This is a genomic window from Rudaea sp. (genome assembly GCF_057139185.1).
In genome coordinates this window covers 35,850-58,624 of record NZ_DBNHDN010000023.1, presented here as the reverse complement: position 1 = coordinate 58,624, position 22,775 = coordinate 35,850, and the positions used below count along the sequence as shown (strand labels likewise).

Below are 22,775 nucleotides of genomic sequence, written 5' to 3'. Positions count from 1 at the left end.
TCCGGATCAGTTGTGCGCTTCCGCCAGTTCGCCGATCACCGCGTCCAGCCCTTGCGTCCATTCGGGCGGAACCACTCCGAAGCGCTCGCGCAGCCTGGTCGTGTCGAGCACCGAATACGCCGGACGCCGCGCCCTGGTCGGAAAATCCACGCTGCGGATCGCCGCCACTTCGATCTCGCGCGGGATCAAGCCCGCCGCGGCCGCGCGCGCAACGATCGCACGCGCGAACCTGCACCATGTCGTCTCGCCGCCGGCGGCGAGATGATAGATGCCATTGTAACCCGCACGCCGCGCCACATCGCCGTCCAGCCAGCGTTGGAGCGCCACGGTCGTGGCCGCGCCGATCAGGCGGCTGGTGGTCGGCGCGCCGCGCTGGTCGTCGACCACGGTCAAACGCTCGCGTTCGCGCGCCAGGCGCAGCATCGTGCGCAGGAAATTGCCGCCGCGCGCACCGTAGACCCACGCGGTGCGAAAAATCAGATGTGCGCAGCCGGATTCACGCAGGGCGATCTCGCCGGCGAGTTTGCTGTGTCCGTAGACGCCGAGTGGCGCGGTCGAGTCGTCCTCGCGATACGGCCGCGCGCCCCGACCGTCGAACACGTAGTCGGTCGAGTAGTGCACGACCAGTGCCGCGCTGCGCGCCGCCCAGGCGCCGATCTGCGCCAGCGCCTCGCCGTTGACCCGCAGCGCAGGCCCGGGCTCGTCCTCGGCACGATCGACGGCGGTGTAGGCCGCCGCATTGACCACGATATCCCAGCGCGCGCCATGCAGAACCTGCGCGAGCGAGTCGGCATCGCCGAGATCGGCACGCAAGCCATCGATGCCACCCGGCAGCTTTCCACTGCGCGTCGTCGCGCTCACCTCGCCGAGCGGTGCGAGCGCGCGCTGCAACTCGAAACCGACCTGGCCGTTGGCGCCGAGCAGCAGGATTTTCATGGGCCGATCTTCGGCGCCACGAACACGGGCAATTTCTCGGTCGGCACGTCACGAAGGAACGGCGCTTTCGCATCCTTGTCGGATAGTTGTGGCGCGCTGAGCGGCCAGTCGACCGCGATGTCGGCGTCGTTCCAGCGGATGCCTGCGTCGGCGGCGCCTTCGTAGAGCGTGGTGCATTGGTAGACGAAGGTGGCGAAATCCGAAAGCACGACGAAACCGTGGGCGAAGCCTTCGGGAATCCAGAACTGGCGCTTGTTCGCGGCGCTCAAAACGACCGCGGACCAGCGCCCGAATGTGGGCGAGCCGCGGCGGATGTCGACGGCCACGTCGTAGACCTCGCCCTCAAGCACGCCCACGAGTTTGCCCTGCGGATTGGGCCACTGGTAGTGCAGGCCGCGCAGCACGCCATGCGCGGAACGCGACACATTGGACTGCACGAAGCGCAGGTCGAGGCCGGCGTTTTTATACTTTTCAGCATTGTAGCTTTCGTAGAACCAGCCGCGCGCGTCGCCGAACACCTGCGGCTCGATGATGACGCATCCGGGCAGATCGGTCTCAATCAATTTCATGCCTGCGTCCCTGCTTGACCAACTGTTGCAGATACGCGCCGTAGCCGTTCTTCGCCAGCGGGGCAGCAAGGCGCAAGACCTGCTCGGCATCGATCCAGCCATTGAGATACGCAATCTCCTCCGGGCAGCAGACCTTCAAACCCTGGCGGTTCTCGATCGTCTCGATGTAGTTCGACGCCTCGGTCAATGACTCGTGCGTCCCGGTGTCGAGCCAGGCGTAGCCGCGACCGAGCTTCTCCAGCATCAGCGAGGCATCATCGAGATAGCAGCGGTTGAGATCGGTGATTTCAAGTTCGCCGCGTGGCGAAGGTTTCAGCGCCGCGGCGAAATCGCTGGCGCGGCCGTCGTAGAAATACAGACCGGTCACGGCGTAGTTCGACTTCGGATTCTTCGGCTTTTCCTCGAGCCCGGAAACCTTGCCGCTCGCGTCGAACTCGGCGACGCCATAGCGTTCCGGATCGCGCACCCAGTAGCCAAACACCGTGGCCCCATGCTCGCGCGCGGCCGCGCGACGCAGCACCTCGGTGAGGCCGTGGCCGTAGAAAATGTTGTCGCCGAGGATCAGGCAGCTCGGTTTCGCATCGACGAACTCGCGACCGATCAGGTAGGCCTGGGCGAGGCCGTCGGGCGAAGGCTGTACCGCGTAACGGATCGAGATGCCCCACTGCGAACCGTCGCCGAGCAGCTTCTGGAACAGCGCCTGCTCGTGCGGCGTGTTGATGACGAGCACCTCGCGGATGCCGGCGAGCATCAGCGTCGACAGCGGGTAATAGATCATCGGCTTGTCGTACACCGGCAGCAGCTGTTTGCTGATGACTTGCGTGAGCGGATACAGGCGCGTGCCCGAGCCACCGGCGAGGATGATGCCTTTGCTTGCTGTTTGATTCATTTCAATTCAGCCGGCTTGAGGTCGGGATGAGCTTTGTACAGCGGATTCAAAACATCCAGGAGAATGCCTCCGAGCAGGAAGCCGATGGCGCGCTTGTAATTTTCCGCATCTTCCGGGCTGCTTCGCACAACGTCCAAAATGCTGTCATTGAGTTTGCCGGATACATCCAGCATCAAGTCAGAAATGCGACGCGCCACAACCACATCGGAAATCATTCGCTCTCCTCAACCCACGCCAAGACGTTCCATGCGATAGCTGCCATCCAGCACGCGTCCGGCCCAGGCCTCGTTGGCGAGATACCAGTCGACGGTGCGCGCGATGCCGGTTTCGAATGTCTCGGACGGTTTCCAGCCGAGTTCGCGCTTGAGCTTGGAGGCGTCGATCGCGTAGCGCCGGTCGTGGCCGGGGCGATCGGCGACGAAACTGATCTGCGCCTCGCGCTTCGCGCCATTGGCGAGTGGCCGGCGCTCGTCGAGCAGCGCGCAGATCGTGCGCACCACGTGGATGTTCTCGCGCTCGGCGTCGCCACCCACGTTGTAGACCTCGCCGGGCCGGCCCGCGTCGAGCACGCGCCGGATCGCGCTGCAGTGGTCGCCGACGTAGAGCCAGTCGCGCACGTTCCTGCCGTCGCCATACACCGGCAGTTTCTCGCCGACCAGCGCCTTGTGGATCATCAGCGGGATGAGCTTTTCCGGAAACTGGTACGGGCCGTAGTTGTTCGAACAATTCGTGGTCAGCGTCGGCAGGCCGTAGGTGTGATGGAATGCACGCACGAGATGGTCGCTCGATGCCTTCGACGCCGAGTACGGCGAATTCGGTGCGTATGCCGTCTTCTCGGTGAACTTGCCCTCGGCACCGAGCGAACCGTAGACCTCGTCGGTCGAGACGTGCAGGAAACGGAACCGCGTCTTGTCCGTGTCGCCGAGGGTTCGCCAATGTTTGAGCGTCGCCTCGATCAGGCCGAGCGTACCGACCACGTTGGTGTGGATGAACGCGGCCGGCCCGTCGATCGAACGGTCGACGTGCGATTCCGCGGCGAAATTCACGATGGCGTCGGGCTTGTGCTCGGCGAGCAGCCGGCCGACGCAATCCCGGTCGCCGATATCGCCCTCGACGAAGACGTGATCCGGATTGCCGTTGAGCGCGGCGAGCGTATCGAGATTGCCCGCGTAGGTAAGTTTGTCGAGATTGACGATGCGATGGCCATCGGCGACCGCGCCAAGCACGAAGTTTCCGCCGATAAAACCGGCGCCACCGGTGACCAGGATGGTTTTCATCTGCAAATCGATCTCGTTGCGCAGCCGCCGCGGGAAAAACCACGCGCGGAATCTGCGGGGCACGGATTTTAGCCCAGATGCGCGGGCCGCCCAAGCATGGACACGCCAAACTATTGATTTTCGGTTGGTTGCCGGCGAAAACACGGGCGTCTCGCGCCGTCCTGCTACACTGCAAGCCGCTTCCCAATCCGCCGCGGAATGATTACCGAAGTCGTCCTGGTCGTTTTCCTCGCCGTGCTCAACGGCTTCTTCGCCCTGAGCGAAATGGCACTGATGACCTCGCGAAAGCTGCGCCTGAAGCAGCTCGCCCAGACCAGCCGGCGCGCGCGCGTCGCGCTTGACCTCGCGCAGCAGCCCGAGCAGTTCCTCTCTACCGTGCAGGTATTCATCACCCTGCTCGGCATCGGCACGGGCACGGCGCTCGGTGCGAGCATCGGCGAGCAGATTGCGCGCTGGCTCAATGCGCAGAACCTGCCGGGAGTCGCCGAGTACGCCTTGCCGGTCGGCGTCGTGCTCAGCGTCTCCGGCATCACCTTCGCCAACATGCTGCTTGGCGAACTGATCCCGAAACGCCTTGCCCTCGTCGCGCCGGAGAAATTCGCCACCGCGGTCGCGATTCCGATGCGCGTGCTGACCTGGATCGCGATGCCTTTCAGCTTCGTCCTGATCTGGATCACGCGCCAATTGCTGCACCTGTTCAAGTTCGACCAGGTCTCAGGCGAGCGCGTCAGCGAAGAGGAAATCCGCCTGCTCGTCTCCGAAGGCGCAGAACAGGGCGTGATCGACTCCGACGAGCACAACATGGTCAATCGCGTGCTGCGCCTGGGCGACCGCAGCGTCGATTCGCTGATGACGCCGCGCCCGCGCATCGCCTGGCTCGACCTGACCGCGCCGCTCGCGGAAAACCTGGCGACGATGCGCGAGTCGTCGCATTCGCGCTACCCGGTCATGCGCGGCAGCGACAAGGACGTGCCCGGCATCCTCGAGGTCAAGAGCCTGATCGACACGCTGGAAATCAGCGCGGCGGATCGGCCGGTGGACCTGTTCCACACGCTGGCCAAGCCCGTCTACGTGCCAGGCACCGCGCGCGCGCTCGACCTGCTTGAGGAACTGCGCGACGCGGCCACGCCGATGGCGTTCATCGTCGACGAGTACGGCGACATCGAGGGCCTGGTCACGCTCAACGACCTGCTCGGCGCCGTCGTCGGCAAAGCCGCGCTGCCCGCAGTCGAAGCCCACGGCAACGACGCCGCGCCGATCGTCACGCGCGACGACGGCAGCTGGCTGGTCGATGGCGCGCTCGGCATCGACGACCTGCGCGAGTTGACCGGCATCGCCCGTTTCCCGCACGAGGACGACGACGACTACCGCACCGCCGCCGGCATGGTCATCGCGCATTTCGGCCGCATCCCGCAATGCGCGGAACACTTCGACTGGGCCGCCTTTCGCTTCGAAGTCGTCGATCTGGATGGCGCGCGGATCGACAAGATTCTGGTCAGCCGAAGCAAACCAACGGCGACCGCCGAGGACGAAACCGGCTAGCCGCGGTCTTTCGCCAACCGCGCCATGCGCTGCGCATCGTCGAAGATGCCGCGCAGGATGCGCACCTCGCGCTGGTCGAGGTTCGCGTGCAGGAACAGCTTGCGCAACCGCTGTTCGATCGTCACCGGCGAGCGCCCCTTGTGGAAATCGATGTCATCGAGCATGCCGAACAGGTGGCCGAAGAAATATTCCATCTGCTCGGCCGTCGCCGGCGGATCGGACTTCGGGCCCGCATCGGCCAGCGGCCGCGCTTCCAGTTGCGCCAGGCGCAGTTCGTAGGCGAGCACCTGCACGGCCTGGGCGAGATTGAGCGAGGAATAGCTCGGGTCCGCCGGAATATGCACGGCCGCGTGACAGCGGATCAGTTCCTCGTTTTCGAGCCCGGTGCGCTCGTTGCCGAACACGATGGCGACCTCGCCGCTCGCCGCGGCCTCGCGCACCTGCACAGCAGCGTCGCGCGGGGTGATTTCGGGCAACGACACCCCGCGTCGCCGCGCCGTGCAGCCGAGCACGAGGCGGCAATCGGCGATCGCGTCGACCAGCGTCGGCACGACGACGATGCTGTCGAGCACATTGTCCGCGCCGGCCGCCATCGCACTCGCCTCCGGATGCGGATACTTGTGTGGTGCGACCAGCACGAGCCGGGTGTAGCCCATCGTGCGGATTGCGCGCGCGGCGGCACCGATATTGCCGGGATGCGAGGTGCGGACGAGGACGAAGCGGACGGCTAGCATAAGCTGAGACGGTACCAAGGAAAGCACTAAGCTTAAAAGCACCGTCATCCCGGCGAAAGCCGGGATCACAGACAACAAGCCACGATTCCAATTCTCGATTGCCGCCTGTCGTGCTACCCTTCGCGCCCCGCAGGCCAGCCCTGAACGGGTCGTTCTTTACCAGCCATCGTTCGGAGTTCCACCATGCCCCGCCCCGCCGTCAATGTCGCGGTCAAGGCCGCGCGCGCCGCCGGCAACATCATCCTGCGCAACCTCAATCGCGTCGAGGGACTCAACGTCGAGGAGAAATCGCGGCACGACTACGTCAGCGAAGTCGACAAGCTGGCCGAGGCCGAGATCATCAAGGAACTGCGCCGCGCCTATCCCGACCACGGCTTCCTCGGCGAGGAATCCGGGCAGAAGGGCCGCACCGAGAAAGTCTGGATCATCGATCCGCTCGACGGCACCCACAACTACCTGCGCGGCTTTCCGCATTTCTGTGTCTCGATCGGTTTTCGCGATCATGGCGACCTCGTCTACGGCGTGGTCTACGATCCGCTGCGCGACGAGATGTTCACCGCGAGCAAGGGCGACGGCGCGTTCCTCAACGACCGCCGCATCCGCGTGACCAAGCGCGAAGGCTTGGCGGGCGCGCTGCTCGCCACAGGATTCCCGTACCGCCAGCGCCGCCATCTCGGCGCCCAGCTCGACATGACCCGCGCGCTGCTCGCCGACGCCGAGGACATCCGCCGCACCGGCTCGGCCGCGCTCGACCTCGCCTACGTCGCCGCCGGGCGTCTGGACGGCTATTTCGAGACCGGCCTGCATCCCTGGGACATGGCCGCAGGCGTGCTGCTCGTGCGCGAAGCCGGCGGCCAGTGCAGCGACTTCGCCGGCAAGGCCGGCATGCCCGAGAACGGCAACCTCATCGCCGGCAACCACTTCGTCGCCGCGGCGATGGCCAAGGTGATTTCGGCGCACTCACCGCCGACGCTGTTGTAACGGCGCGCAGCGCTCAGCGCGCGTTGGCGACCGCGCGCGTATCGACCACGGATACGGCGCGATCGAGCGCCGCTTCGATATCCACGCTCAAGTCCTCGATCGCCTCGATGCCGACCGACAGGCGCAACAGTCCGTCGCCGAGGCCGGCCACGCGACGCGCCTCGGCGTCCATCGCCGCGTGCGTCATCGTCGCCGGATGCGCCACCAGGCTTTCGACGCCACCGAGCGACTCGGCCAGGGTAAAACTCCGCAAGCCGTTGACGAACGCTTCCACCGCCGGCACGCCACCGGCCAGGTCGAAGCTGAGCATCGCGCCGAAGCCCTTCTGCTGGCGCGCGGCGAGTGCATGCTGCGGATGGCTGGCCAGGCCCGGGAAGTAGACTTTTTCCACGGCCGCATGCGCATCGAGAATTTCGACGATCGCCGCGGCGTTTTCCTGATGCGCGCGCAGGCGCGGCTGCAGCGTGCGCAGGCCGCGCAGGGTGAGATAGCTGTCGAACGCGCCGCCGGACACGCCAAGGCAGTTGCACCACCAGGCGAGCTGCTCGCCGACGGCCGCGTCTTTCCACACGACCGCGCCGCCGACGACGTCGGAATGGCCGTTGAGATACTTCGTCGTCGAATGCACGACGATGTCGGCGCCGAGCGCGATCGGCTGCTGCAGCGCCGGCGACAGAAACGTGTTGTCGACCACGACCAGCGCGCCGACCTGGTGGGCGAGACGCGACACCGCGGCGATGTCGACGATGCGCAACAGCGGATTGCTCGGCGTCTCGATCCAGACGATCTTCGGCTTGCAGGCGAGTGCGGTCGCGAGCGCCACCGTGTCGTTGAAATCGACGATCGCGCAGCGGTACAGGCCGCGCTTGGCCTGGTTGACGAACAGGCGGTAGCTGCCGCCGTAGCAGTCGTGCGGCACGATGATGAGGTCATCAGGCGAGAGCTGCGAGGTGACGAGCGTGATTGCGGCCATGCCGGTGGCGGTGACGACCGCGCCGGCGCCGCCTTCGAGTTCGGCGAGCGCGTCGGCGAGCACGTCGCGGGTCGGGTTGCCCGAGCGCGAATAGTCGTACTCGCGCTTCTTGCCGAAGCCCTCGAAGCTGTAGTTCGTCGACAGATACAGCGGCGGCATCACGGCGCCGTGCGCGACATCCTGGTCGACGCCGGCGCGGGCGGCGATCGTGGCTGCGTGGCGGGCGGGCTTCTGGGCGGCGTGACTCACGTTGCTTCTCCGGGTTCTAGACGTACAGACAGCGCTCGAACAACGTGCCCACGATCGCCTCTTCCTTGAGGAAGGCATCGTGGCCGTAGTCCGAGGAAATTTCGACCAGTTCGCAGGCGGCGCCGGCGCGCGCCTGGTATTCGCGCAGCAGCGACAGCGGCACGGTCAGATCCTCGCGCACGGCGAACAGCGTGGTCGGCACGCGCACCGCGGCCGGGTCGATCCCGTGCGCATCGAGCGATAGACCGAGGCAGCGGTAGGCGGCGGCATCGAAGCGGCGCACGAATTTCCGGCCGTGATGATCGATCCAGCCGAGCACGCCGTCGGCATGCGCATCGACCGGCGATTCGGCGCCGAAGCGCCGCTCGACACCTTCGGCCGTGCGGTAGCCGAGTACGGCGAGCGAACGCGTCAGCGCCAATGCTTCGGTCGAGTTGCTGCCGAGATCGAGGATCGCGCGTTGCACGTGGCGCAGCGCGAGACCGAACTGCGCGGCCTTGTGCGCCGCGCTGAGCAGGACGAGGTGGCGCAGGCGCTCGCCGAGCAGCGCGGCGAGATGCTGGGCGACGTTGCCGCCGTACGAGGCGCCGACCACGAGATGGACGCGGCGCACGCCGAGGCGGTTGAGCAGCAACAGCAGCGCGCGCGCCTGATCGGCGGTCGAGATGGCCGGGAAATGTTCGCTGGCGGACGACTTCGGTCCGGTCGAATCGTCACAACCACCGAGCCAGTCGATACCGACGAGGCGATGGCGGTTCGTGTCGAGCGCCTTGCCCGTGCCGCACTGCGATTCCCACCAACCGCTACCATCGATCGCGACCGGGCGGCGATGCGCGGAAATGCCGCCCAGCACCACCACGACCGGCGCATCGGCGGGGCCGACGCAGGTCCAAGCCAGTTTGGCATCGTTGAGCGCCGCGCCCGATTCGAGCACGAAGGCCTGCGGCAACGCGAGTTCGCCTTCCAGCCATTGCACGGCCGGCGCCTCGGCCTGGGCATGACGGTAACGTTGTGGTTCGGCGCTCATTTCGGTCTCGTCTTTCATCCACAGCCCCAACGAGACGAATGCAGCGGAAACCTTGCGCTCGCCTCATCTTCACGGGGTCCACCGCGGCCGGAAGCTCCGCGGACCTCGCAGGATTTGGCACCAATCGCGGACTCGCCCGGGTGGATCCCGTCCGATTCCGCAAAGGTTGCCCCGGCGTCGCTGGGCCTGTCCCTCAGCCGGTCTTGATGAGTACGGGGCGCATGCTACGGGTACGCGATCCGGATGTCAAGACGTTTAGGCGTTTAGACGGCCAAACTGAATATCGATCTATTTTTTTCCAACAACTGACAGGATCAAGAGACCTGGCCACGGAGAACGCGGAGAAAAAAGCACCTGATTTTCAAGCCTGTTCTCGTGTTTTTCGCGTTCTTCGTGGCTCAGGGTTTGTTTCTGATCTCCCTGTCCACGAAGCAGGCAAGCATGCGATTGATGTCTATCCGCGGCCGCGCTGGCTGGCGACGAAAATGCCGAACAGCGAAAGGGCGAGGCCGATCCAGTCCGTCAGCACGGTCGGCCGCGCGAACAGGATCACGTCGAGCACGAACGCCAGCGCCGGTTGCAGCAGCAGAAGCAGGCCGACAAGCGAGGCGGGCAGCACCGGCATGGCCTGCGAGATCAGCACCCAACCGAGCACCTGACCGAAAAATGCCAGGGCGAGCAGCGCCGCCCAGGATTGTCCGTCCGGTATCGCAAAGCCCTCGCCCTCGACGACCACGGCGGCGGCGAGCATCGCCGCGCACATCAGGCTCACTCCGCACAGCGCCAGCTGCGGCGTCAGTGCGGGACGGTGCAACTGCGCGCGACGCTGGGTGAGCATGTAGATCGCATAGGCGACGCCGGTGAGCACGCCGAGCAACACGCCCAAGCGGTAGTCCGCAGTCAGTGCCGCCCAACCCCGCCCCACGATCAGCCACAGGCCGAGTATGGCCAGCGCCAGCCCGACCGCGAAACGCCAGCCCAGCCTCTCGCGGTAGAACACCACGCCGGCCAGGGCCATGACAAACACCTGGAAATTGCCGATGAGCGTCGCTACACCGGGGCCGATGTAGTAAATGCTTCGATGCCACATGCTCAGATCGACGGCGAATGCCAGCGCTGGCAAGACCAGCCAGTACACGTCGCGCAAACCGAAATGCTTCAATTCGCCGCGCACGACGAGGAGGACGAGCAACATCGCACCGCCGAAGGCGAGGCGGTAGAACGCGGACACGGTCGGGCCGACGTGGGCGTAGCGCACGAAGATGCTGGTTGTCGAGATCAGCGCCGCGCCGGCGAGCATCTTCACGAACGCGCGGCGATGGACTGCGCTCGCGGCCGTGAGGTCGTCGTTCACGGCGTGGTCGTCTCGTGCTCGACAGCGAGCGGCTCGGTTGCGGCTTCGGCCATCCATGCGCGCAGTGCCGGCAGCGCGAACAGCGCCTCAACGTAGCCACGCTCGACTGCGCCGAGTTCCACCGCATAGCTGACGAAGCGCGACGCGACCGGCGCGTACATGGCATCGGCGATCGAGAATCCGCCGAACAGGAACGGCCCGTTTGCGCCGTGGCGCTCGCGCGCCTCGCGCCAGATCGCGCGGATGCGCGCGATGTCGGCGGCGGTGTCGGCGCCGATCGCCGGTGCCGATTCCCGCCGGCAGGTATTCATCGGCAGATGCGTGCGCAGTGCGGAGAAACCGGAATGCATCTCCGCGCTGATCGCACGCGCGCTGCCGCGTGCGGCGCGGCCGGCAGGCCAGCCGCGACCATCGAGGAAATAGTCGTTCGCGTATTCACAGATTGCGAGCGAGTCCCAGACATGCACATTGCCGTCGATCAACACCGGTACGCGCCCGGCCGGCGAGTAGGCGCCGATGCGCGCGTGGAACTCCGGCGTGTCCAGCGGCAGCTTGACCTCGTCAAAGGCGATGCCGAACTGGCGCAGCAAAATCCACGGGCGCAACGACCACGAGGAATAGTTCTTGTTGCCGATGACGAGGGTGGGCTTGGCGTTCATCGATTCGTACGGAGTTGCCGGGCAGCGAATTCCATCACAGACGCGCGGCGCGATGAAAGTACCGGCTCAAACCGCGTCGGCGGCCCAATCGTCGTTGTAACCCGGGTCGGCGCGGCGCTCGACCAAAGCGGCGTCGATGCGTTCGGCGATCGCGCGCGCGCGCAACCAGTCGGACGGCGCCACCATGACGTTGACCAACCCGCTGACCGGCAGCTCGCCGGCCGCACCGGTCAGATAGTGCCCGCCGACGTAGGCCGATATGCCGTCATCCGCGAGCGCATTCCTGACGAGGTTCGCGTCGATGATGTTTTCCGCCCGGTAGACGATCTTCATGTACCTGCCAAGCTAGCCCATTCCCGGGCGCAAGGCAAAGCCCGCCGCGGCCCCTGCGGGCCAGCCTGCCGATTCAGCTGCGGTATCGGTATACTCAACCGTTCTGCCCAAAAAACGGCCATAGAGCCGCATTCCCACGATAGAAATGAGCAGCAATCCTTCCATCGTCAACAATTTCATCCGCCAGATCATCAACGGCGACCAGGAAACCGGCAAGCACGGTGGCCGCGTCGTCACGCGCTTTCCGCCGGAACCGAACGGTTACCTGCACCTGGGCCACGCCAAGTCGATCTGCCTCAACTTCGGTGTCGCCGGCGACTATGCCGGCGTTTGCCACCTGCGCCTGGACGACACCAACCCGACGCGCGAGGATCCCGAATTCGTCGAGGCGATCAAGGCCGACGTGCGCTGGCTCGGCTTCGAGTGGGACGCGCTGCGCCATGCCTCGGACTACTTCGAAGTCATCTATCGCTGCGCGTTGAAGCTGATCGGCGACGGCAAGGCCTTCGTCTGCGACCTGTCAGCCGACGAAGTACGCGAGTATCGCGGCACGCTGACCGAACCCGGTCGCAATTCGCCGTACCGTGAGCGCAGCATCGCCGAGAACCTCGACCTGTTCCAGCGCATGCGTGCCGGCGAATTCCCCGACGGCGCGAAGACGCTGCGCGCGAAGATCGACATGTCCTCAGGTAACATCAACCTGCGCGACCCGGCGCTGTACCGCATCCGCAAGACCACGCACCAGAACACCGGCGATGCCTGGCCGATCTATCCGATGTACGACTACGCGCATTGCATTTCCGATGCGGTCGAAGGCATCACCCATTCGCTGTGCACGCTCGAATTCGAGGATCACCGTCCGCTCTACGACTGGTGCCTGGCACAGATCGATCTGCCGAATCATCCCGAACTTACCCAGCCACTCGTCGACGCGGGGCTGCGCATGCCCGTGTCGACACCGCAGCAGATCGAGTTCGCGCGCGGCAACCTCGACTACACGGTGACGAGCAAGCGCAAGCTCGCAGCCCTTGTCGAGGACGGCCTCGTCGACGGCTGGGACGACCCGCGCATGCCCACGCTCGCCGGCGTGCGCCGGCGCGGCTATCCGGCCGCGGCGATCCGCGGTTTCTGGGAACGCGCAGGCGTTTCGAAACAGGTGTCGACGATCGAATACTCCGTGCTCGAAGCCTGCGTGCGCGAGGAACTTGATGCCTCGGCGGCACGGCGGCTAGCCGTGATCGACCCGATCAAGCTTGCCATCACGAACCTGGCTGGCGACCACGCCGAAACGCTGACTTTCCCCAATCATCCGAAGAACGAGGCCTTCGGCACGCGTGCCGTACCGTTCGCGCGCGAGCTATGGATAGAGCGCGAGGACTTTCTCGAGGTGCCGGTGAAGGGCTTCCACCGCCTCGTTCCGGGCGGCGAAGTGCGCCTGCGCGGCGTCGGCATCGTCAAATGCATCGAAGTGAAGAAGGATACCAGTGGAAACGTGAGCGAGGTGCTTTGCACGCTCGACGCGACATCGCGGCCGGGGCAGGAAGGCGTCGAGCGCAAGGTCAAGGGCACGATCCACTGGGTCAGTATGCGTCACGCGCTCGAGGCCGAGGTACGCCTGTTCGAGCGCCTGTTCACCGTCGCCGATCCCGACGACGACGCCGACGGCAAGACCTATCGTGACCACATCAACCCCGATTCGCGCCGCATCGTGCGCGGCTTCGTCGAACCATCGCTCGCCAGCGTGGCGCCGGGCACCGCGTTCCAGTTCGAGCGTCTCGGCTATTTCGTCACCGACAGCCGCGACCACGCGGCGGGCAAGCCGGTCTTCAATCGTATCGTCACATTGCGCGATTCGTTCGCCAAGGCGGCAAAGTGAATGCATTGCCCTCGTTCGTCGAGCTGACCCTGCCCGACTGGATGTTCCGCGAAGTCGACGCGGCGAAGATTTACGCCAACAACGAAGAGCGCGTCGCGCTGGCCATCCATCTCGCCAACCGCAATGTCGAGGAGCAGACCGGGGGCCCGTTCGGCGCCGCGGTGTTCACGCGCGCGGGCCGGCTGGTCGCCGCTGGTGTCAACCGCGTGGTGCCGCATACCTGCTCGGTCGCGCACGCCGAGATGATGGCCTGCATGCTCGCCCAGTCGAGGCTGCGCCGCTTCCGCCTCAACGAGCCCGCGCCAGGCGAAGCGCGCGAGGAATTCGTGCTCGCCACGAGCGCGCAGCCCTGCTGCCAATGCTATGGCGCGACGATCTGGGCCGGCATCGACGAACTGCTGATCGGCGCGCGCTCCGAAGACGTCGAGGAATTGAGCGAATTCGACGAGGGCCCGCTACCCGCAGACTGGATCGGCGAACTGGCAAAGCGCGGCGTGCAGGTCAAGCGCGACATCCTGCGCGAAGCCGCGCGCGAAGTGTTCCTTCGCTATCGCGAGGCGAGCGGCGCGAACTACTGAACCGCGGAACGCCCGGTCGCGTAACGCAAGAATGGAGCGGGTGAAGGGAATCGAACCCTCGTCAGTAGCTTGGGAAGCTACAGCTCTACCATTGAGCTACACCCGCATCGACGAACAGGCAGTGCCTGCGGCGAAGCTTATCGGCCCCGCGCCACGGAAAGCAAGAATCGACTGGCGTGAAGTTTCAAACAACCGTGGAGACGGATGCGGCGTTGAATGACGACGTTGACGTACGCGCGGATGCGGGTTTCGCCACACGCCGCAATTCGGCCGGCAGCCCGCACGCGATGGTCTTGGCCAGCGCACGGATTTCCGGCAGGCCGCTGCACTCCCACACCGATCCGCGCAGCAGCGTGCCGAGGCAGCGCAGGCCGTGCCGCGGCGTGCCGTCGGCGCGCAGCAGGCGGCCTTCGGCGTCGGCGATGAGACCGAGATCGAGTTCGTCGGCATGGGCGACGCCTTCGTCGACCATCTGCCGGATCAACACGTGATCGGTGGCTTTGACCGAAATGTTGAAGCCGGTCGCCTGGATCACGAGATCGGCGGCAAAACTGCGCACATTCCCGGCACCGCGCGGCTGCACGCGCACTTCGAGTTGCTCGCGCTCGCTCGGATGCTTGTCGATCGAACGGATGTGCGCGGCGAGGATCTTCAGCCGCCCCTGCGTGCGCAGCCGCGCGAGTTCGTTCGTGGTCTGTTGCGGCAAGCGGTGGCGCGCGGATTCCCACAACCAGCGCAGGTGCCGCTGGAAACGCGCGCGTTCGTCCACGTCGAGGCTGCGCCACAGGCCCTGCGTCTCCGCGCGCAGGCCATCGACGACCGAACGCCATTCGGCACCATCGTCCTGCATCGCGTCGCGGATTTCGCGCAGCCAGCGCGCGACGCGCGGCTGCGCGCGCAGCGCCTCGAGCAGCGAGGCCTGGTGCTCGTACGGCTGTCCCGGCGCCGGATTGTGGCTGCGCGGCAACTGGCCGTGACGCGAGATGGCGGTGAGCTGCGCGCTCGGCCACAGGCGCGCGGCGCTTTGCAGCGCATCGACCGCAGTCAGGCCCGTACCGAGCACGACAACGCGCTCGGGCGAGTGGCGCGGCAACGGCCAATGCCACGGATCGGCGGCATAGGCATGGCTGGCCTGCGCGGCGGCAGTCACCTCGGCCAGCGGCGTTGCGGGCAGCGCGCCGATCGCGAGGACGACCGCGTCGGCGTCGAACTCCTCGCCCTCGACCGTGCCGACCACGTAACCGTTTGCATCGTTGCCGCGCACGCTGGCTGCGTCTACCGAAAGCGCGCGCAGTGCGAGGCCGCGCGCGCGCGCGGCGAAAATCTCGCGCGCGAGCACCGCTTCGAGATAGTCGCCGTACCAGGTACGCGGCACGAAATCGAGGCCCTTGACCGGCCAGCCTTGTGCCTGCGCATAAGCGATGAATCCACCGGCATCGTCGGCAAACAGGCCCATGTTGGCCGCGCGCACGTTGAGCAGGTGGTGTTCCGCCGTCGTCGAATAGGCGACGCCACGGCCGGGCGCCTGACGGCCGACGAGCCAGGTAAGGTCGAATTCACCCGGCTGGCCGCGGCGCAGGAATTCGCCCACGACAGCGGAGCCCGCGGCTCCGCCGCCGATCACGATAAGTCGCTGCATGTCGTTTGTACCGGAGCCGCATCGAGGCGGCGATGGCTGAATGGAAGCACAACGAACGTTAGGAGTTCGCTAAATCGATATGGCAACGCGTCATGCGGACATTGCGGTGAACGGCGGGAGGTGAGCCGAAAAGCACCCATGTCTGCAACGCACCTGCAAGCCGTCCTCACTCACCACTTGCCGCTGACGACTCACCTTTATCACCTCGAGCAATAACCGCAGCGCATGACCCTATAACAAAAGGTACGTTCTGGCCCCTGCCGCGGAGGACTAGGATCGCCTGCATCGCGTCTGGACATTCAGACGTCCAGCCGTCCAAACCCAAGCCGCGAGTGCCGCCGTGTCAGCACAACCGAACCGCACCCTGTCGCCTTTCTCCGACAACATGTCCGAGGACAGGCTCGCCCTGCTCGCGCGCCTGACCGAGGGCCTCGACGCCGATTCGCTGTACTGGCTGTCCGGCTATGTTGCCGGCGTTGCCGCCTCCTCGCGGCACGTGCCGCTGAGCGCCGCGATCGCGGCCAATGTGGCTGTGCCGCTGCCCGCCGCAGTCGCCGAAACACAGGCCTCCGCGCGGCTCACGATCGTCTACGGCAGCCAGACCGGCAACGCCAAGCGCCAGGCCGAGGCGCTCGTGCGCGAAGCAGAAGGCGCGGGGCTCAACGTGCGCCTGGTGCGCGCGGACGCCTACGCGACGCGCGAACTTGCGGCCGAACGCCTGCTCTATGTCGTGATTTCGACCCAGGGCGACGGCGATCCGCCCGATGACGCGCGCGGCTTCGTCGAGTTCATCCAGGGCAAGCGCGCGCCGAAGCTGCCGCAGCTGAAGTTCGCCGTGCTCGGCCTGGGCGATTCGAGCTATCCGCAGTTCTGTGCGATCGGCTCGAAGATCGATGCGCGCCTCGCCGAGTTGGGCGCGACCCGGCTGTTCGCGCGCGGCGACGCCGATCTCGACATCGCCAGCGTCGCCGCGCCGTGGGCAAAGCAGGCCCTGGAACAGGCGCGCGACCTGCTCAAGAGCGACGCACCGAGCGTCCCGCGCGCGGCCACGGTGACGCCATTGCGCGGCGCAGCGCATGTGCATGCACCGGCGTGGACGCGCGAGAAGCCGTTCGCCGCATCGCTGCTCACCAGCCAGCGCATCAGCGCGCGCAACGGCACGAAGGACATCCGCCACATCGAGCTCTCGCTCGAGGGCTCTGGTCTGGGTTATCACCCGGGCGACGCGCTCGGCGTGATCGCGACCAATCCGCCGGCGCTGGTCGATGCCGTGCTGGCGCAGCTGAAGTTCGACGGCGAGCGTGCGCTGAGCCTGCAAGGCGAATCGCATTCGCTGCGCGAGTGGCTGCTGCGCAAGCGCGAGATCACCACGCTGTCGAAGCCGTTCCTGGTCGAACACGCCAAGCGCGCGAAGAGCGCGGCGCTCGAGCACGCGCTCGCGCCCGAAGGCCGCGAAGCACTGCGCGAACTGCTCGGCGAGCACCAGTTGATCGACGTGCTGCACGCGTTTGCGGCGGAATGGAGTGCGGACGAGTTCGTCGCCGCGCTGCGTCCGCTCGCCCCCCGCATGTATTCAATCGCATCGAGTCAGAAAGCGGTCGGCGAGGAAGTCCACCTCACCGTGGCGGTGCTCGACTACGAAAAGTTCGGGACCCGGCACGTCGGCGCGGCGTCACAGTTTCTGGCCACTCTCCCGGAAGACGCCGACGTGCCGGTCTTCCTCGAAGAGAACGAGCGCTTCCGCCTGCCGTCCGATGCCTCGCGCGACGTGATCATGATCGGGCCGGGCACCGGTGTCGCGCCGTTCCGCGGCTTCCTCCAGGAACGCGCCGAGACCGCCGCGGCCGGCCGCAACTGGCTGTTTTTCGGCAATCCGCATTTCCGCAGCGATTTTCTCTATCAGCTCGAATGGCAGAAGGCACTCAAGGACGGCACGCTGCACAAGCTCGACCTCGCGTTCTCGCGCGATCAGTCCGAGAAGGTCTACGTGCAGCACTCGCTGCGCCGCCGCGGCAAAGAGCTCTACGACTGGATCGCGAACGGCGCGCACCTCTACGTCTGCGGCGACGCCACGCGCATGGCGCACGATGTCGATGCGGCCCTGCGCGACATCGTGATCGAACACGGCGGCAAGTCCGACGAAGATGCACGCGATTTCCTCAACCAGCTCGCGGCCGAGCGCCGCTACGCGCGCGACGTCTACTGACATGTCCGCGACCACAGCCACTCCGTCCGCCGTCGAAGGCATCAAGACCCGCAGCCGGCGTCTGCGCGGCACGCTGCTGGAAAGCCTCGCCAACGAGGTCACCGGCGCGATCTCCGATGACGACACGCAGCTGATCAAGTTCCACGGCAGCTACATGCAGGACGACCGCGACCTGCGCGAGGAGCGCCGTGCGGCCAAGCTCGAACCCGACTACAGTTTCATGATCCGCACGCGCCTGCCGGGCGGCGTGGTCACGCCGCGGCAATGGCTCGGGCTCGATGCGGTCGCCACGCGTTTCGGCAACGGCACGCTGCGCCTGACCACGCGCCAGGCATTCCAGTTCCACGGCGTGATAAAGCGCGAACTGAAGGCGACGCTGCAGGCGATCAACGCCGCGCTGATCGACACGGTCGCGGCTTGCGGCGACGTCAACCGCAACGTCATGGCCGGCGTCAATCCGCTGCAATCCGCGCTGCACGCGCGCATTCACGACGACGCGGCGAAGCTGTCCGAATTCCTCAAGCCGAAAACGCGCGCCTACTACGAAATCTGGCTCGACGAAGAAAAAGTCGCCGGCTCCGGCGAGGAGTACGAGCCGATCTACGGCGAGGTCTATCTGCCGCGCAAGTTCAAGGTCGCCTTTGCGGTGCCGCCGTACAACGACGTCGACGTGTTCGCCAACGACCTGGGCTTCATCGCGATCGTCGAGAACGGCGAACTTCTCGGCTACAACGTCGTGGCCGGCGGCGGTCTCGGCGCAACGCACGGCGAGCCGGCGACGTATCCGCGCCTTGCCGATCTGCTCGGTTTCGTCGCGCCGGACCGCGTCAACGCCATTGCCGAAGCCGTGATCAGGACCCAGCGCGACTTCGGCAACCGCAGCGACCGCAAGCACGCACGCCTGAAGTACACGATCGACGACCGTGGCCTGGACTGGTTCAGGGGCGAGGTCGAGCGTCGTTTCGGCGCGCCGCTGCGCCCGGCGCGACCGTTCCGCTTCGAGCACAACGGCGACCGCTTCGGTTGGGTCGAAGGCACGAACAGCCGCGCGCATCTGACCCTGCGCATCGAAGCCGGCCGCGTCGCCGACCGTGGCGAGCACACGCATCTGACCGCGCTGCGCAGGATCGCGCAGATCCATGCAGACGGAAATTCCGGGCTTCAGTTCCGCCTGACGCCGAACCAGAACCTGCTGATCGCGAACGTGCCGAACGAGGGTCGCGCCGAGATCGACGAGATCGTCGCCGAGCATCGCCTCGATCTCTACCGCAGCGCGACGCCGCTGCGGCTCAACGCACTCGCCTGCGTCGCGCTGCCGACCTGCGCGCTGGCGATGGCCGAGGCCGAACGCTACCTGCCCGATTTCACCGGCAAGGTCGAAGCGCTGCTCGACCGGCACGGCCTGCGCGACGCACGCATCCACCTGCGCCTTTCCGGCTGCCCGAACGGCTGCTCGCGTCCCTACCTCGGCGAGATCGCGCTGATCGGCAAGGCGCCCGGTCGCTACAACCTCATGCTCGGCGCCGACACGCGCGGGCAGCGGCTCAACCGCCTGCATCGCGAGAACGTCGACGAGGCGCAGATTCTCGCGGCCCTGGACGAACTGTTCGCGCACTATGCGGCCGAACGCACGCGGGCGGAAGCGTTCGGCGATTTCCTCGTGCGCGCCGGCGTCCTCGCCGAAGCACATTACAAAGTCATCCCCGTCACCTTGCTCGAATCGTCGCTTACGGCGGCGTGAATCCGAGAGAACGCAATCATGTTGCACTGTAGCCAAGCCACGTCGTCCGAATCCGCTTCTCTTGAGTTTTCACGCAATAACGTCAACAAACACAGCGCCGGAGAGCGCGCCATGAAACTGCCCGACATCCAAACCGTCGACGAGGACCCGACCGCCCTCGTCGAACTCAACCTCTGGCTGGAAAGCCGCAACGCGCACCAGCGTCTGGGCTGGGCGCTGGCCAACCTGCCCGGCGAGCATGTGCTGTCGTCGAGCTTCGGCGCGCAATCGGCCGTGCTGCTGCACCTGGCCACGCGCGAGCGCGGCGATATCTCGGTCGTGCTGATCGATACGGGCTATCTTTTTCCGGAAACCTACCGCTTCGCCGACGACTTGACCGAAAAACTCTCGCTCAATCTCAAGGTCTACCGGCCGCAGATCGGCATCGCCTGGATGGAAGCGCGCCACGGCAAGCTCTGGGAAAACGGCATCGACGGCATCAGCGAGTACAACGCGCTGCGCAAGGTCGAGCCGATGCGCCGCGCGCTGACCGAACTCGGCGCGAGCACCTGGATCGCCGGTCTGCGTCGCGCGCAGTCGACCACGCGGCGTCAGTCAAACGTGCTCGAAGTGCGCGACGGTCGCTGGAAGCTGCATCCGCTGATCGACTGGAGTGACCGCGACATCTGGCAATACATGCAGCTGCACGGCCTGCCCTACCATCCGTTGTGGGAACAGGGCTACGTCTCGATCGGCGACGTGCACACGACGCGCGCACTCGGCGACGGCATGCGCGAGGAAGACACGCGATTCTTCGGCCTCAAGCGCGAGTGCGGATTGCATTTCGACTGACGTCGCTAGCTCGTTGTTCCGGCGTCCGCCGGAATCCCAACACCGCGGTCTTTGGCCAGTCATGCCCGCGCAGGCGAGGCTTTCAACAGCCGAAGGGCTGGTCGTCCAGTTCTGTTTTTTTGCTTTCGCTCGTCATTCCCGCGTGCTTCTAGCGGGAATCCAGTGTCGTTGCTTCTGATTCATTTGTGGCCGCGTCCGTTCGTTTTTCCGCGCGCATCCGGCGCGCGGCCTACTTTCTCTTGCTCGTGCAAGAGAAAGATAGGCAAAGAGAACACGCCCCGGATGCCGCGCCCTCCGCGCTACGCGCTCCGGGTGCGCGAGGGCATGCCGGGGTTCGGAACGCACCTCCGTGTGCGTGCAACGAACTCGCGCGCATCGTGCGCGCGACCTTTCAGGCATTTCCGTCATGCCCTCGCCGCGGCAAACGGGGACCCGAAGATCACGAGCAGGATCAAGAGCAAGGCATGGAGGCTTTGGCTTCAGCGCGCAGGAGCGCGCTGCTCTGGCTTTTCCGGGTCCCCATTGCATTGCGGCGGCAGCGGTCGGAAACGTCCGTTAGGGGCGGCGCGATGGATCGCGCCGACTTCGCTGCCTGCACACGGACGTGCAGTCAGCGAAACCCGGCCGCTGGCGCGAACCCTTTGGGCAGGAAGCCCAAAGGGCGCAATGCTCTGGGCGTGTTTCTTTGGTTAGCTTTCTTTGCACGAGCAAAGAAAGTAACCCGCTCGCCCGCAGGGCGAGTGGAAGCACTTGCTCTTAACCCTACTCCAGGTCAAAAGCGAAGAGACTGGATTCCGGCCTGCGCCGGAATGACAAGAAAGGCCAATCTCCGTCAGAGCGATCGTCCGTCGAAATGCGTCACCGGCAGCGCCGCGATGTCGACATTCTCGAGACAGCGCACGTTGATCATCGCCTTTGCGTTGCCGGAACGATCCGTACCTTCGCCGATTGGATGGATGCCGCAGGCCGGGCAGAACTTGTGCTGGATGACGTGCTTGTTGAAGGTATAGCTCGCCATCGCGCGGTCGCCGCGCGTGACGTGCAGATTTTCGCGCGGCACGAACCACATCAGCGCACCCTTGCGCTGGCACATCGAGCAATTGCAGCTCATCACGCCTTCGAGATTGCCTTCGACCTCGAACGCGACCTGACCACAATGGCAGCCACCTTGGTACTTCATCGCCGGAACTCCTGCAGACCGAGAGGCCCGCAGGTTAACCCAGCAACGAGGCGAAGTCAGGCCGCCTTGGCGACGAGCTTCTTCTGCAGTTCGCTCCAGTACGGCGGCAGCGGCCACTCCGCGGGTTCTTCGCCGGCGAGTGCGCGCTGCAGGTCGCGCGGGTCGATCTGCGGCGCAATCAGCTCGGCCAGCGTGCCCGCGTACGCGCGCAACACGCGATCGCGCCGCAAGACGAGCCAGGTCGTGCACTCGGGGAACAGATCGCCCGCATCGACCTGGCGCAGGTCGCGCGCATCGTCGTCGGTGAACGCCATGTCGGCGAAGATGCCGACGCCGAGTCCGGCACGCACGTAGGTCTTGATCAGGTCGGCGTCGCGCGAGGTGCAGGAGAAGCGCGGCACGATGCCGGCCGCCGCGAACGCGCGGCGCAGTGAGGATTCCGGACGCAGCGAGGATTCGTAGCTGACCAGCGGCTCGCCGTCGAGATCAGACAATTTCAGCGGTCGCTTCAGTTCAGCCAGCGCGTGTCCGTTCGGCACGACGACGGCGCGGCGCCAGCGGAACAGCGGCACGGCGAGGCCGTCGCTGGGCAAGGCGCCGGTGGTCGAAATGAGGGCGAGATCGGCCTGACCGCGCTCGAACAGGCCCATGACCTGCGCATCGCCGATCGGCTTGAGATGGACGTTGACCGCGGGATAGCGCTGCTTGAGCGTGGCGATCGCGTGCGGCAGCACGAAACGCGCCTGCGTGTGCGTGGTCGCGATCGTCAATTCGCCCTTGTCGTCACCGCGCAGGTTGGCGGCGAGCGCGCGGATGTTGCGCGCTTCGGCGAGGATGATGCGTGCGCGGTCGATGACCTGCTGGCCGGCGGGCGTGATCGCGGAAAGGCTCTTGCCCTTGCGCGCGAAGAGCTGGAATCCAAGCTCGTCCTCGAGCTGCTTGAGCTGCTTGGACAAACCCGGCTGGGTGGCGTGGACCTGGTCGGCGGCCTGGGTGATGTTGAGGCCGGCATCGGAAATGGCGACGAGGTAACGGAGCTGGGTCAAGGTCATGACGAGGTACTCGAAGGCGGTCGCAATCGGGATCCGGCGAGGCGCGAAACGGCGGGTCGACAGCGACAACAGCGAGCGGAATGCGAGAATGCCATGAAATTCTCCCGATTGATGTCAAGCATCATAACCACTGGTTATCTGGGCGTCCA

General features: G+C 65.8%; 21 protein-coding genes, 1 tRNA gene and 1 riboswitch. Of the genes, 7 read left to right on the top strand and 15 right to left on the bottom strand.

Annotated elements, in window-relative coordinates:
• Nucleotides 1-6 precede the first annotated feature (6 nt).
• The 5 genes from rfbD to rfbB are packed head-to-tail and all read right to left on the bottom strand — an operon-like array spanning nt 7 to nt 3,671.
• Nucleotides 7-936: a dTDP-4-dehydrorhamnose reductase gene (gene rfbD, locus AC16HO_RS08135; RefSeq protein WP_395641750.1), complete on the bottom strand. Its 930-nt coding sequence runs from the start codon at nt 934-936 to the stop codon at nt 7-9.
• Complete coding sequence (gene rfbC / locus AC16HO_RS08130; RefSeq protein WP_395641749.1) at nt 933-1,505, bottom strand: dTDP-4-dehydrorhamnose 3,5-epimerase; 573 nt, start codon at nt 1,503-1,505, stop codon at nt 933-935. Before rfbC ends, rfbD begins: the two co-directional genes overlap by 4 nt.
• A complete protein-coding gene (gene rfbA, locus AC16HO_RS08125; protein WP_395641748.1) occupies nt 1,492-2,394 on the bottom strand; it encodes a glucose-1-phosphate thymidylyltransferase RfbA in 903 nt (300 codons plus the stop codon). The genes rfbC and rfbA overlap by 14 nt, the downstream gene beginning before the upstream one ends.
• Complete coding sequence (locus AC16HO_RS08120) at nt 2,391-2,609, bottom strand: hypothetical protein (RefSeq protein WP_395641747.1); 219 nt, start codon at nt 2,607-2,609, stop codon at nt 2,391-2,393. Before AC16HO_RS08120 ends, rfbA begins: the two co-directional genes overlap by 4 nt.
• A 9-nt stretch (nt 2,610-2,618) precedes the next feature.
• On the bottom strand, nt 2,619-3,671 hold the full coding sequence (gene rfbB / locus AC16HO_RS08115) for a dTDP-glucose 4,6-dehydratase (RefSeq protein WP_395641746.1): 1,053 nt from the start codon (nt 3,669-3,671) through the stop codon (nt 2,619-2,621).
• A gap of 198 nt (nt 3,672-3,869) precedes the next feature.
• Here rfbB and AC16HO_RS08110 point away from each other — a divergent pair, with 198 nt between their 5' ends.
• The gene (locus tag AC16HO_RS08110; RefSeq protein WP_395641745.1) at nt 3,870-5,213 is read left to right on the top strand and encodes a hemolysin family protein; all 1,344 of its coding nucleotides are present in this window, start codon (nt 3,870-3,872) and stop codon (nt 5,211-5,213) included.
• Here the strand turns inward: AC16HO_RS08110 and AC16HO_RS08105 are convergent.
• A complete protein-coding gene (locus AC16HO_RS08105) occupies nt 5,210-5,947 on the bottom strand; it encodes an RNA methyltransferase (protein WP_395641744.1) in 738 nt (245 codons plus the stop codon). The two genes, AC16HO_RS08110 and AC16HO_RS08105, sit on opposite strands and share 4 nt — an antisense overlap.
• Before the next feature lie 183 nt (nt 5,948-6,130).
• On the opposite strand from AC16HO_RS08105, the gene AC16HO_RS08100 reads away from it, so the two are divergent.
• Entirely contained in the window at nt 6,131-6,928 is a 798-nt protein-coding gene (locus AC16HO_RS08100) for an inositol monophosphatase family protein (RefSeq protein WP_395641743.1), read from the top strand.
• Nucleotides 6,929-6,941: 13 nt separating this feature from the next.
• Here the strand turns inward: AC16HO_RS08100 and metB are convergent, their stop codons facing one another.
• The 5 genes from metB to AC16HO_RS08075 form a co-directional block, all read right to left on the bottom strand.
• Nucleotides 6,942-8,150 (bottom strand): cystathionine gamma-synthase, encoded by a 1,209-nt coding sequence (metB, locus tag AC16HO_RS08095; protein WP_395641742.1) that lies wholly within the window; start codon nt 8,148-8,150, stop codon nt 6,942-6,944.
• A gap of 16 nt (nt 8,151-8,166) precedes the next feature.
• Nucleotides 8,167-9,177, bottom strand: a complete 1,011-nt coding sequence (locus tag AC16HO_RS08090) for an alpha/beta fold hydrolase (protein WP_395641741.1) — start codon at nt 9,175-9,177, stop codon at nt 8,167-8,169.
• Nucleotides 9,178-9,237: 60 nt separating this feature from the next.
• Nucleotides 9,238-9,390: riboswitch (SAM riboswitch) on the bottom strand.
• Nucleotides 9,391-9,631: 241 nt separating this feature from the next.
• On the bottom strand, nt 9,632-10,531 hold the full coding sequence (locus AC16HO_RS08085; RefSeq protein ID WP_395641740.1) for a DMT family transporter: 900 nt from the start codon (nt 10,529-10,531) through the stop codon (nt 9,632-9,634).
• Nucleotides 10,528-11,190 carry a glutathione S-transferase family protein gene (locus AC16HO_RS08080; protein ID WP_395641739.1) on the bottom strand — a complete coding sequence of 221 codons (663 nt, stop codon included), beginning with the start codon at nt 11,188-11,190 and terminating at the stop codon, nt 10,528-10,530. Before AC16HO_RS08080 ends, AC16HO_RS08085 begins: the two co-directional genes overlap by 4 nt.
• 66 nt (nt 11,191-11,256) lie before the next feature.
• Complete coding sequence (locus AC16HO_RS08075; protein WP_395641738.1) at nt 11,257-11,523, bottom strand: putative signal transducing protein; 267 nt, start codon at nt 11,521-11,523, stop codon at nt 11,257-11,259.
• Between the two features lie 145 nt (nt 11,524-11,668).
• Here AC16HO_RS08075 and AC16HO_RS08070 point away from each other — a divergent pair, with 145 nt between their 5' ends.
• The gene (locus AC16HO_RS08070; RefSeq protein WP_395641737.1) at nt 11,669-13,399 is read left to right on the top strand and encodes a glutamine--tRNA ligase/YqeY domain fusion protein; all 1,731 of its coding nucleotides are present in this window, start codon (nt 11,669-11,671) and stop codon (nt 13,397-13,399) included.
• Between the two features lie 41 nt (nt 13,400-13,440).
• A complete protein-coding gene (locus AC16HO_RS08065; RefSeq protein WP_395642152.1) occupies nt 13,441-13,977 on the top strand; it encodes a nucleoside deaminase in 537 nt (178 codons plus the stop codon).
• 32 nt (nt 13,978-14,009) lie between these two features.
• Here the strand turns inward: AC16HO_RS08065 and AC16HO_RS08060 are convergent.
• Together AC16HO_RS08060 and AC16HO_RS08055 are read right to left on the bottom strand one after the other, a co-directional pair.
• A tRNA-Gly gene (locus tag AC16HO_RS08060) sits at nt 14,010-14,083 on the bottom strand.
• A gap of 78 nt (nt 14,084-14,161) precedes the next feature.
• Nucleotides 14,162-15,616 (bottom strand): FAD/NAD(P)-binding protein, encoded by a 1,455-nt coding sequence (locus AC16HO_RS08055; RefSeq protein WP_395641736.1) that lies wholly within the window; start codon nt 15,614-15,616, stop codon nt 14,162-14,164.
• Between the two features lie 385 nt (nt 15,617-16,001).
• Between AC16HO_RS08055 and AC16HO_RS08050 the strand changes: the two genes are divergently transcribed.
• From AC16HO_RS08050 to AC16HO_RS08040, 3 genes are all read left to right on the top strand, one after another.
• Complete coding sequence (locus tag AC16HO_RS08050) at nt 16,002-17,822, top strand: assimilatory sulfite reductase (NADPH) flavoprotein subunit (RefSeq protein ID WP_395642151.1); 1,821 nt, start codon at nt 16,002-16,004, stop codon at nt 17,820-17,822.
• A gap of 1 nt (nt 17,823) precedes the next feature.
• Complete coding sequence (cysI, locus tag AC16HO_RS08045; RefSeq protein ID WP_395641735.1) at nt 17,824-19,563, top strand: assimilatory sulfite reductase (NADPH) hemoprotein subunit; 1,740 nt, start codon at nt 17,824-17,826, stop codon at nt 19,561-19,563.
• 111 nt (nt 19,564-19,674) lie between these two features.
• The gene (locus AC16HO_RS08040; protein ID WP_395641734.1) at nt 19,675-20,394 is read left to right on the top strand and encodes a phosphoadenylyl-sulfate reductase; all 720 of its coding nucleotides are present in this window, start codon (nt 19,675-19,677) and stop codon (nt 20,392-20,394) included.
• Between the two features lie 832 nt (nt 20,395-21,226).
• Here AC16HO_RS08040 and AC16HO_RS08035 read toward each other — a convergent pair.
• Nucleotides 21,227-21,574: a GFA family protein gene (locus tag AC16HO_RS08035; protein WP_395641733.1), complete on the bottom strand. Its 348-nt coding sequence runs from the start codon at nt 21,572-21,574 to the stop codon at nt 21,227-21,229.
• Nucleotides 21,575-21,630: 56 nt separating this feature from the next.
• Entirely contained in the window at nt 21,631-22,626 is a 996-nt protein-coding gene (locus AC16HO_RS08030; protein ID WP_395641732.1) for a LysR substrate-binding domain-containing protein, read from the bottom strand.
• Between the last annotated feature and the right edge of the window lie 149 nt (nt 22,627-22,775).

What these genes read in the sequence shown, in the direction of transcription:
- cysI (WP_395641735.1), top strand. Translation starts at nt 17,824, where the DNA reads ATGTCCGCGACCACAGCCACTCCGTCCGCCGTCGAAGGCATCAAGACC.
- rfbD (WP_395641750.1), bottom strand. Translation starts at nt 936, where the DNA reads ATGAAAATCCTGCTGCTCGGCGCCAACGGCCAGGTCGGTTTCGAGTTG.
- AC16HO_RS08080 (WP_395641739.1), bottom strand. Translation starts at nt 11,190, where the DNA reads ATGAACGCCAAGCCCACCCTCGTCATCGGCAACAAGAACTATTCCTCG.
- AC16HO_RS08110 (WP_395641745.1), top strand. Translation starts at nt 3,870, where the DNA reads ATGATTACCGAAGTCGTCCTGGTCGTTTTCCTCGCCGTGCTCAACGGC.
- AC16HO_RS08105 (WP_395641744.1), bottom strand. Translation starts at nt 5,947, where the DNA reads ATGCTAGCCGTCCGCTTCGTCCTCGTCCGCACCTCGCATCCCGGCAAT.
- AC16HO_RS08050 (WP_395642151.1), top strand. Translation starts at nt 16,002, where the DNA reads ATGTCCGAGGACAGGCTCGCCCTGCTCGCGCGCCTGACCGAGGGCCTC.
- AC16HO_RS08030 (WP_395641732.1), bottom strand. Translation starts at nt 22,626, where the DNA reads ATGACCTTGACCCAGCTCCGTTACCTCGTCGCCATTTCCGATGCCGGC.
- AC16HO_RS08040 (WP_395641734.1), top strand. Translation starts at nt 19,675, where the DNA reads ATGAAACTGCCCGACATCCAAACCGTCGACGAGGACCCGACCGCCCTC.
- rfbA (WP_395641748.1), bottom strand. Translation starts at nt 2,394, where the DNA reads ATGAATCAAACAGCAAGCAAAGGCATCATCCTCGCCGGTGGCTCGGGC.
- AC16HO_RS08070 (WP_395641737.1), top strand. Translation starts at nt 11,669, where the DNA reads ATGAGCAGCAATCCTTCCATCGTCAACAATTTCATCCGCCAGATCATC.
- AC16HO_RS08090 (WP_395641741.1), bottom strand. Translation starts at nt 9,177, where the DNA reads ATGAGCGCCGAACCACAACGTTACCGTCATGCCCAGGCCGAGGCGCCG.
- AC16HO_RS08075 (WP_395641738.1), bottom strand. Translation starts at nt 11,523, where the DNA reads ATGAAGATCGTCTACCGGGCGGAAAACATCATCGACGCGAACCTCGTC.
- AC16HO_RS08100 (WP_395641743.1), top strand. Translation starts at nt 6,131, where the DNA reads ATGCCCCGCCCCGCCGTCAATGTCGCGGTCAAGGCCGCGCGCGCCGCC.
- AC16HO_RS08035 (WP_395641733.1), bottom strand. Translation starts at nt 21,574, where the DNA reads ATGAAGTACCAAGGTGGCTGCCATTGTGGTCAGGTCGCGTTCGAGGTC.
- AC16HO_RS08120 (WP_395641747.1), bottom strand. Translation starts at nt 2,609, where the DNA reads ATGATTTCCGATGTGGTTGTGGCGCGTCGCATTTCTGACTTGATGCTG.
- rfbB (WP_395641746.1), bottom strand. Translation starts at nt 3,671, where the DNA reads ATGAAAACCATCCTGGTCACCGGTGGCGCCGGTTTTATCGGCGGAAAC.
- AC16HO_RS08065 (WP_395642152.1), top strand. Translation starts at nt 13,441, where the DNA reads ATGTTCCGCGAAGTCGACGCGGCGAAGATTTACGCCAACAACGAAGAG.
- AC16HO_RS08055 (WP_395641736.1), bottom strand. Translation starts at nt 15,616, where the DNA reads ATGCAGCGACTTATCGTGATCGGCGGCGGAGCCGCGGGCTCCGCTGTC.
- rfbC (WP_395641749.1), bottom strand. Translation starts at nt 1,505, where the DNA reads ATGAAATTGATTGAGACCGATCTGCCCGGATGCGTCATCATCGAGCCG.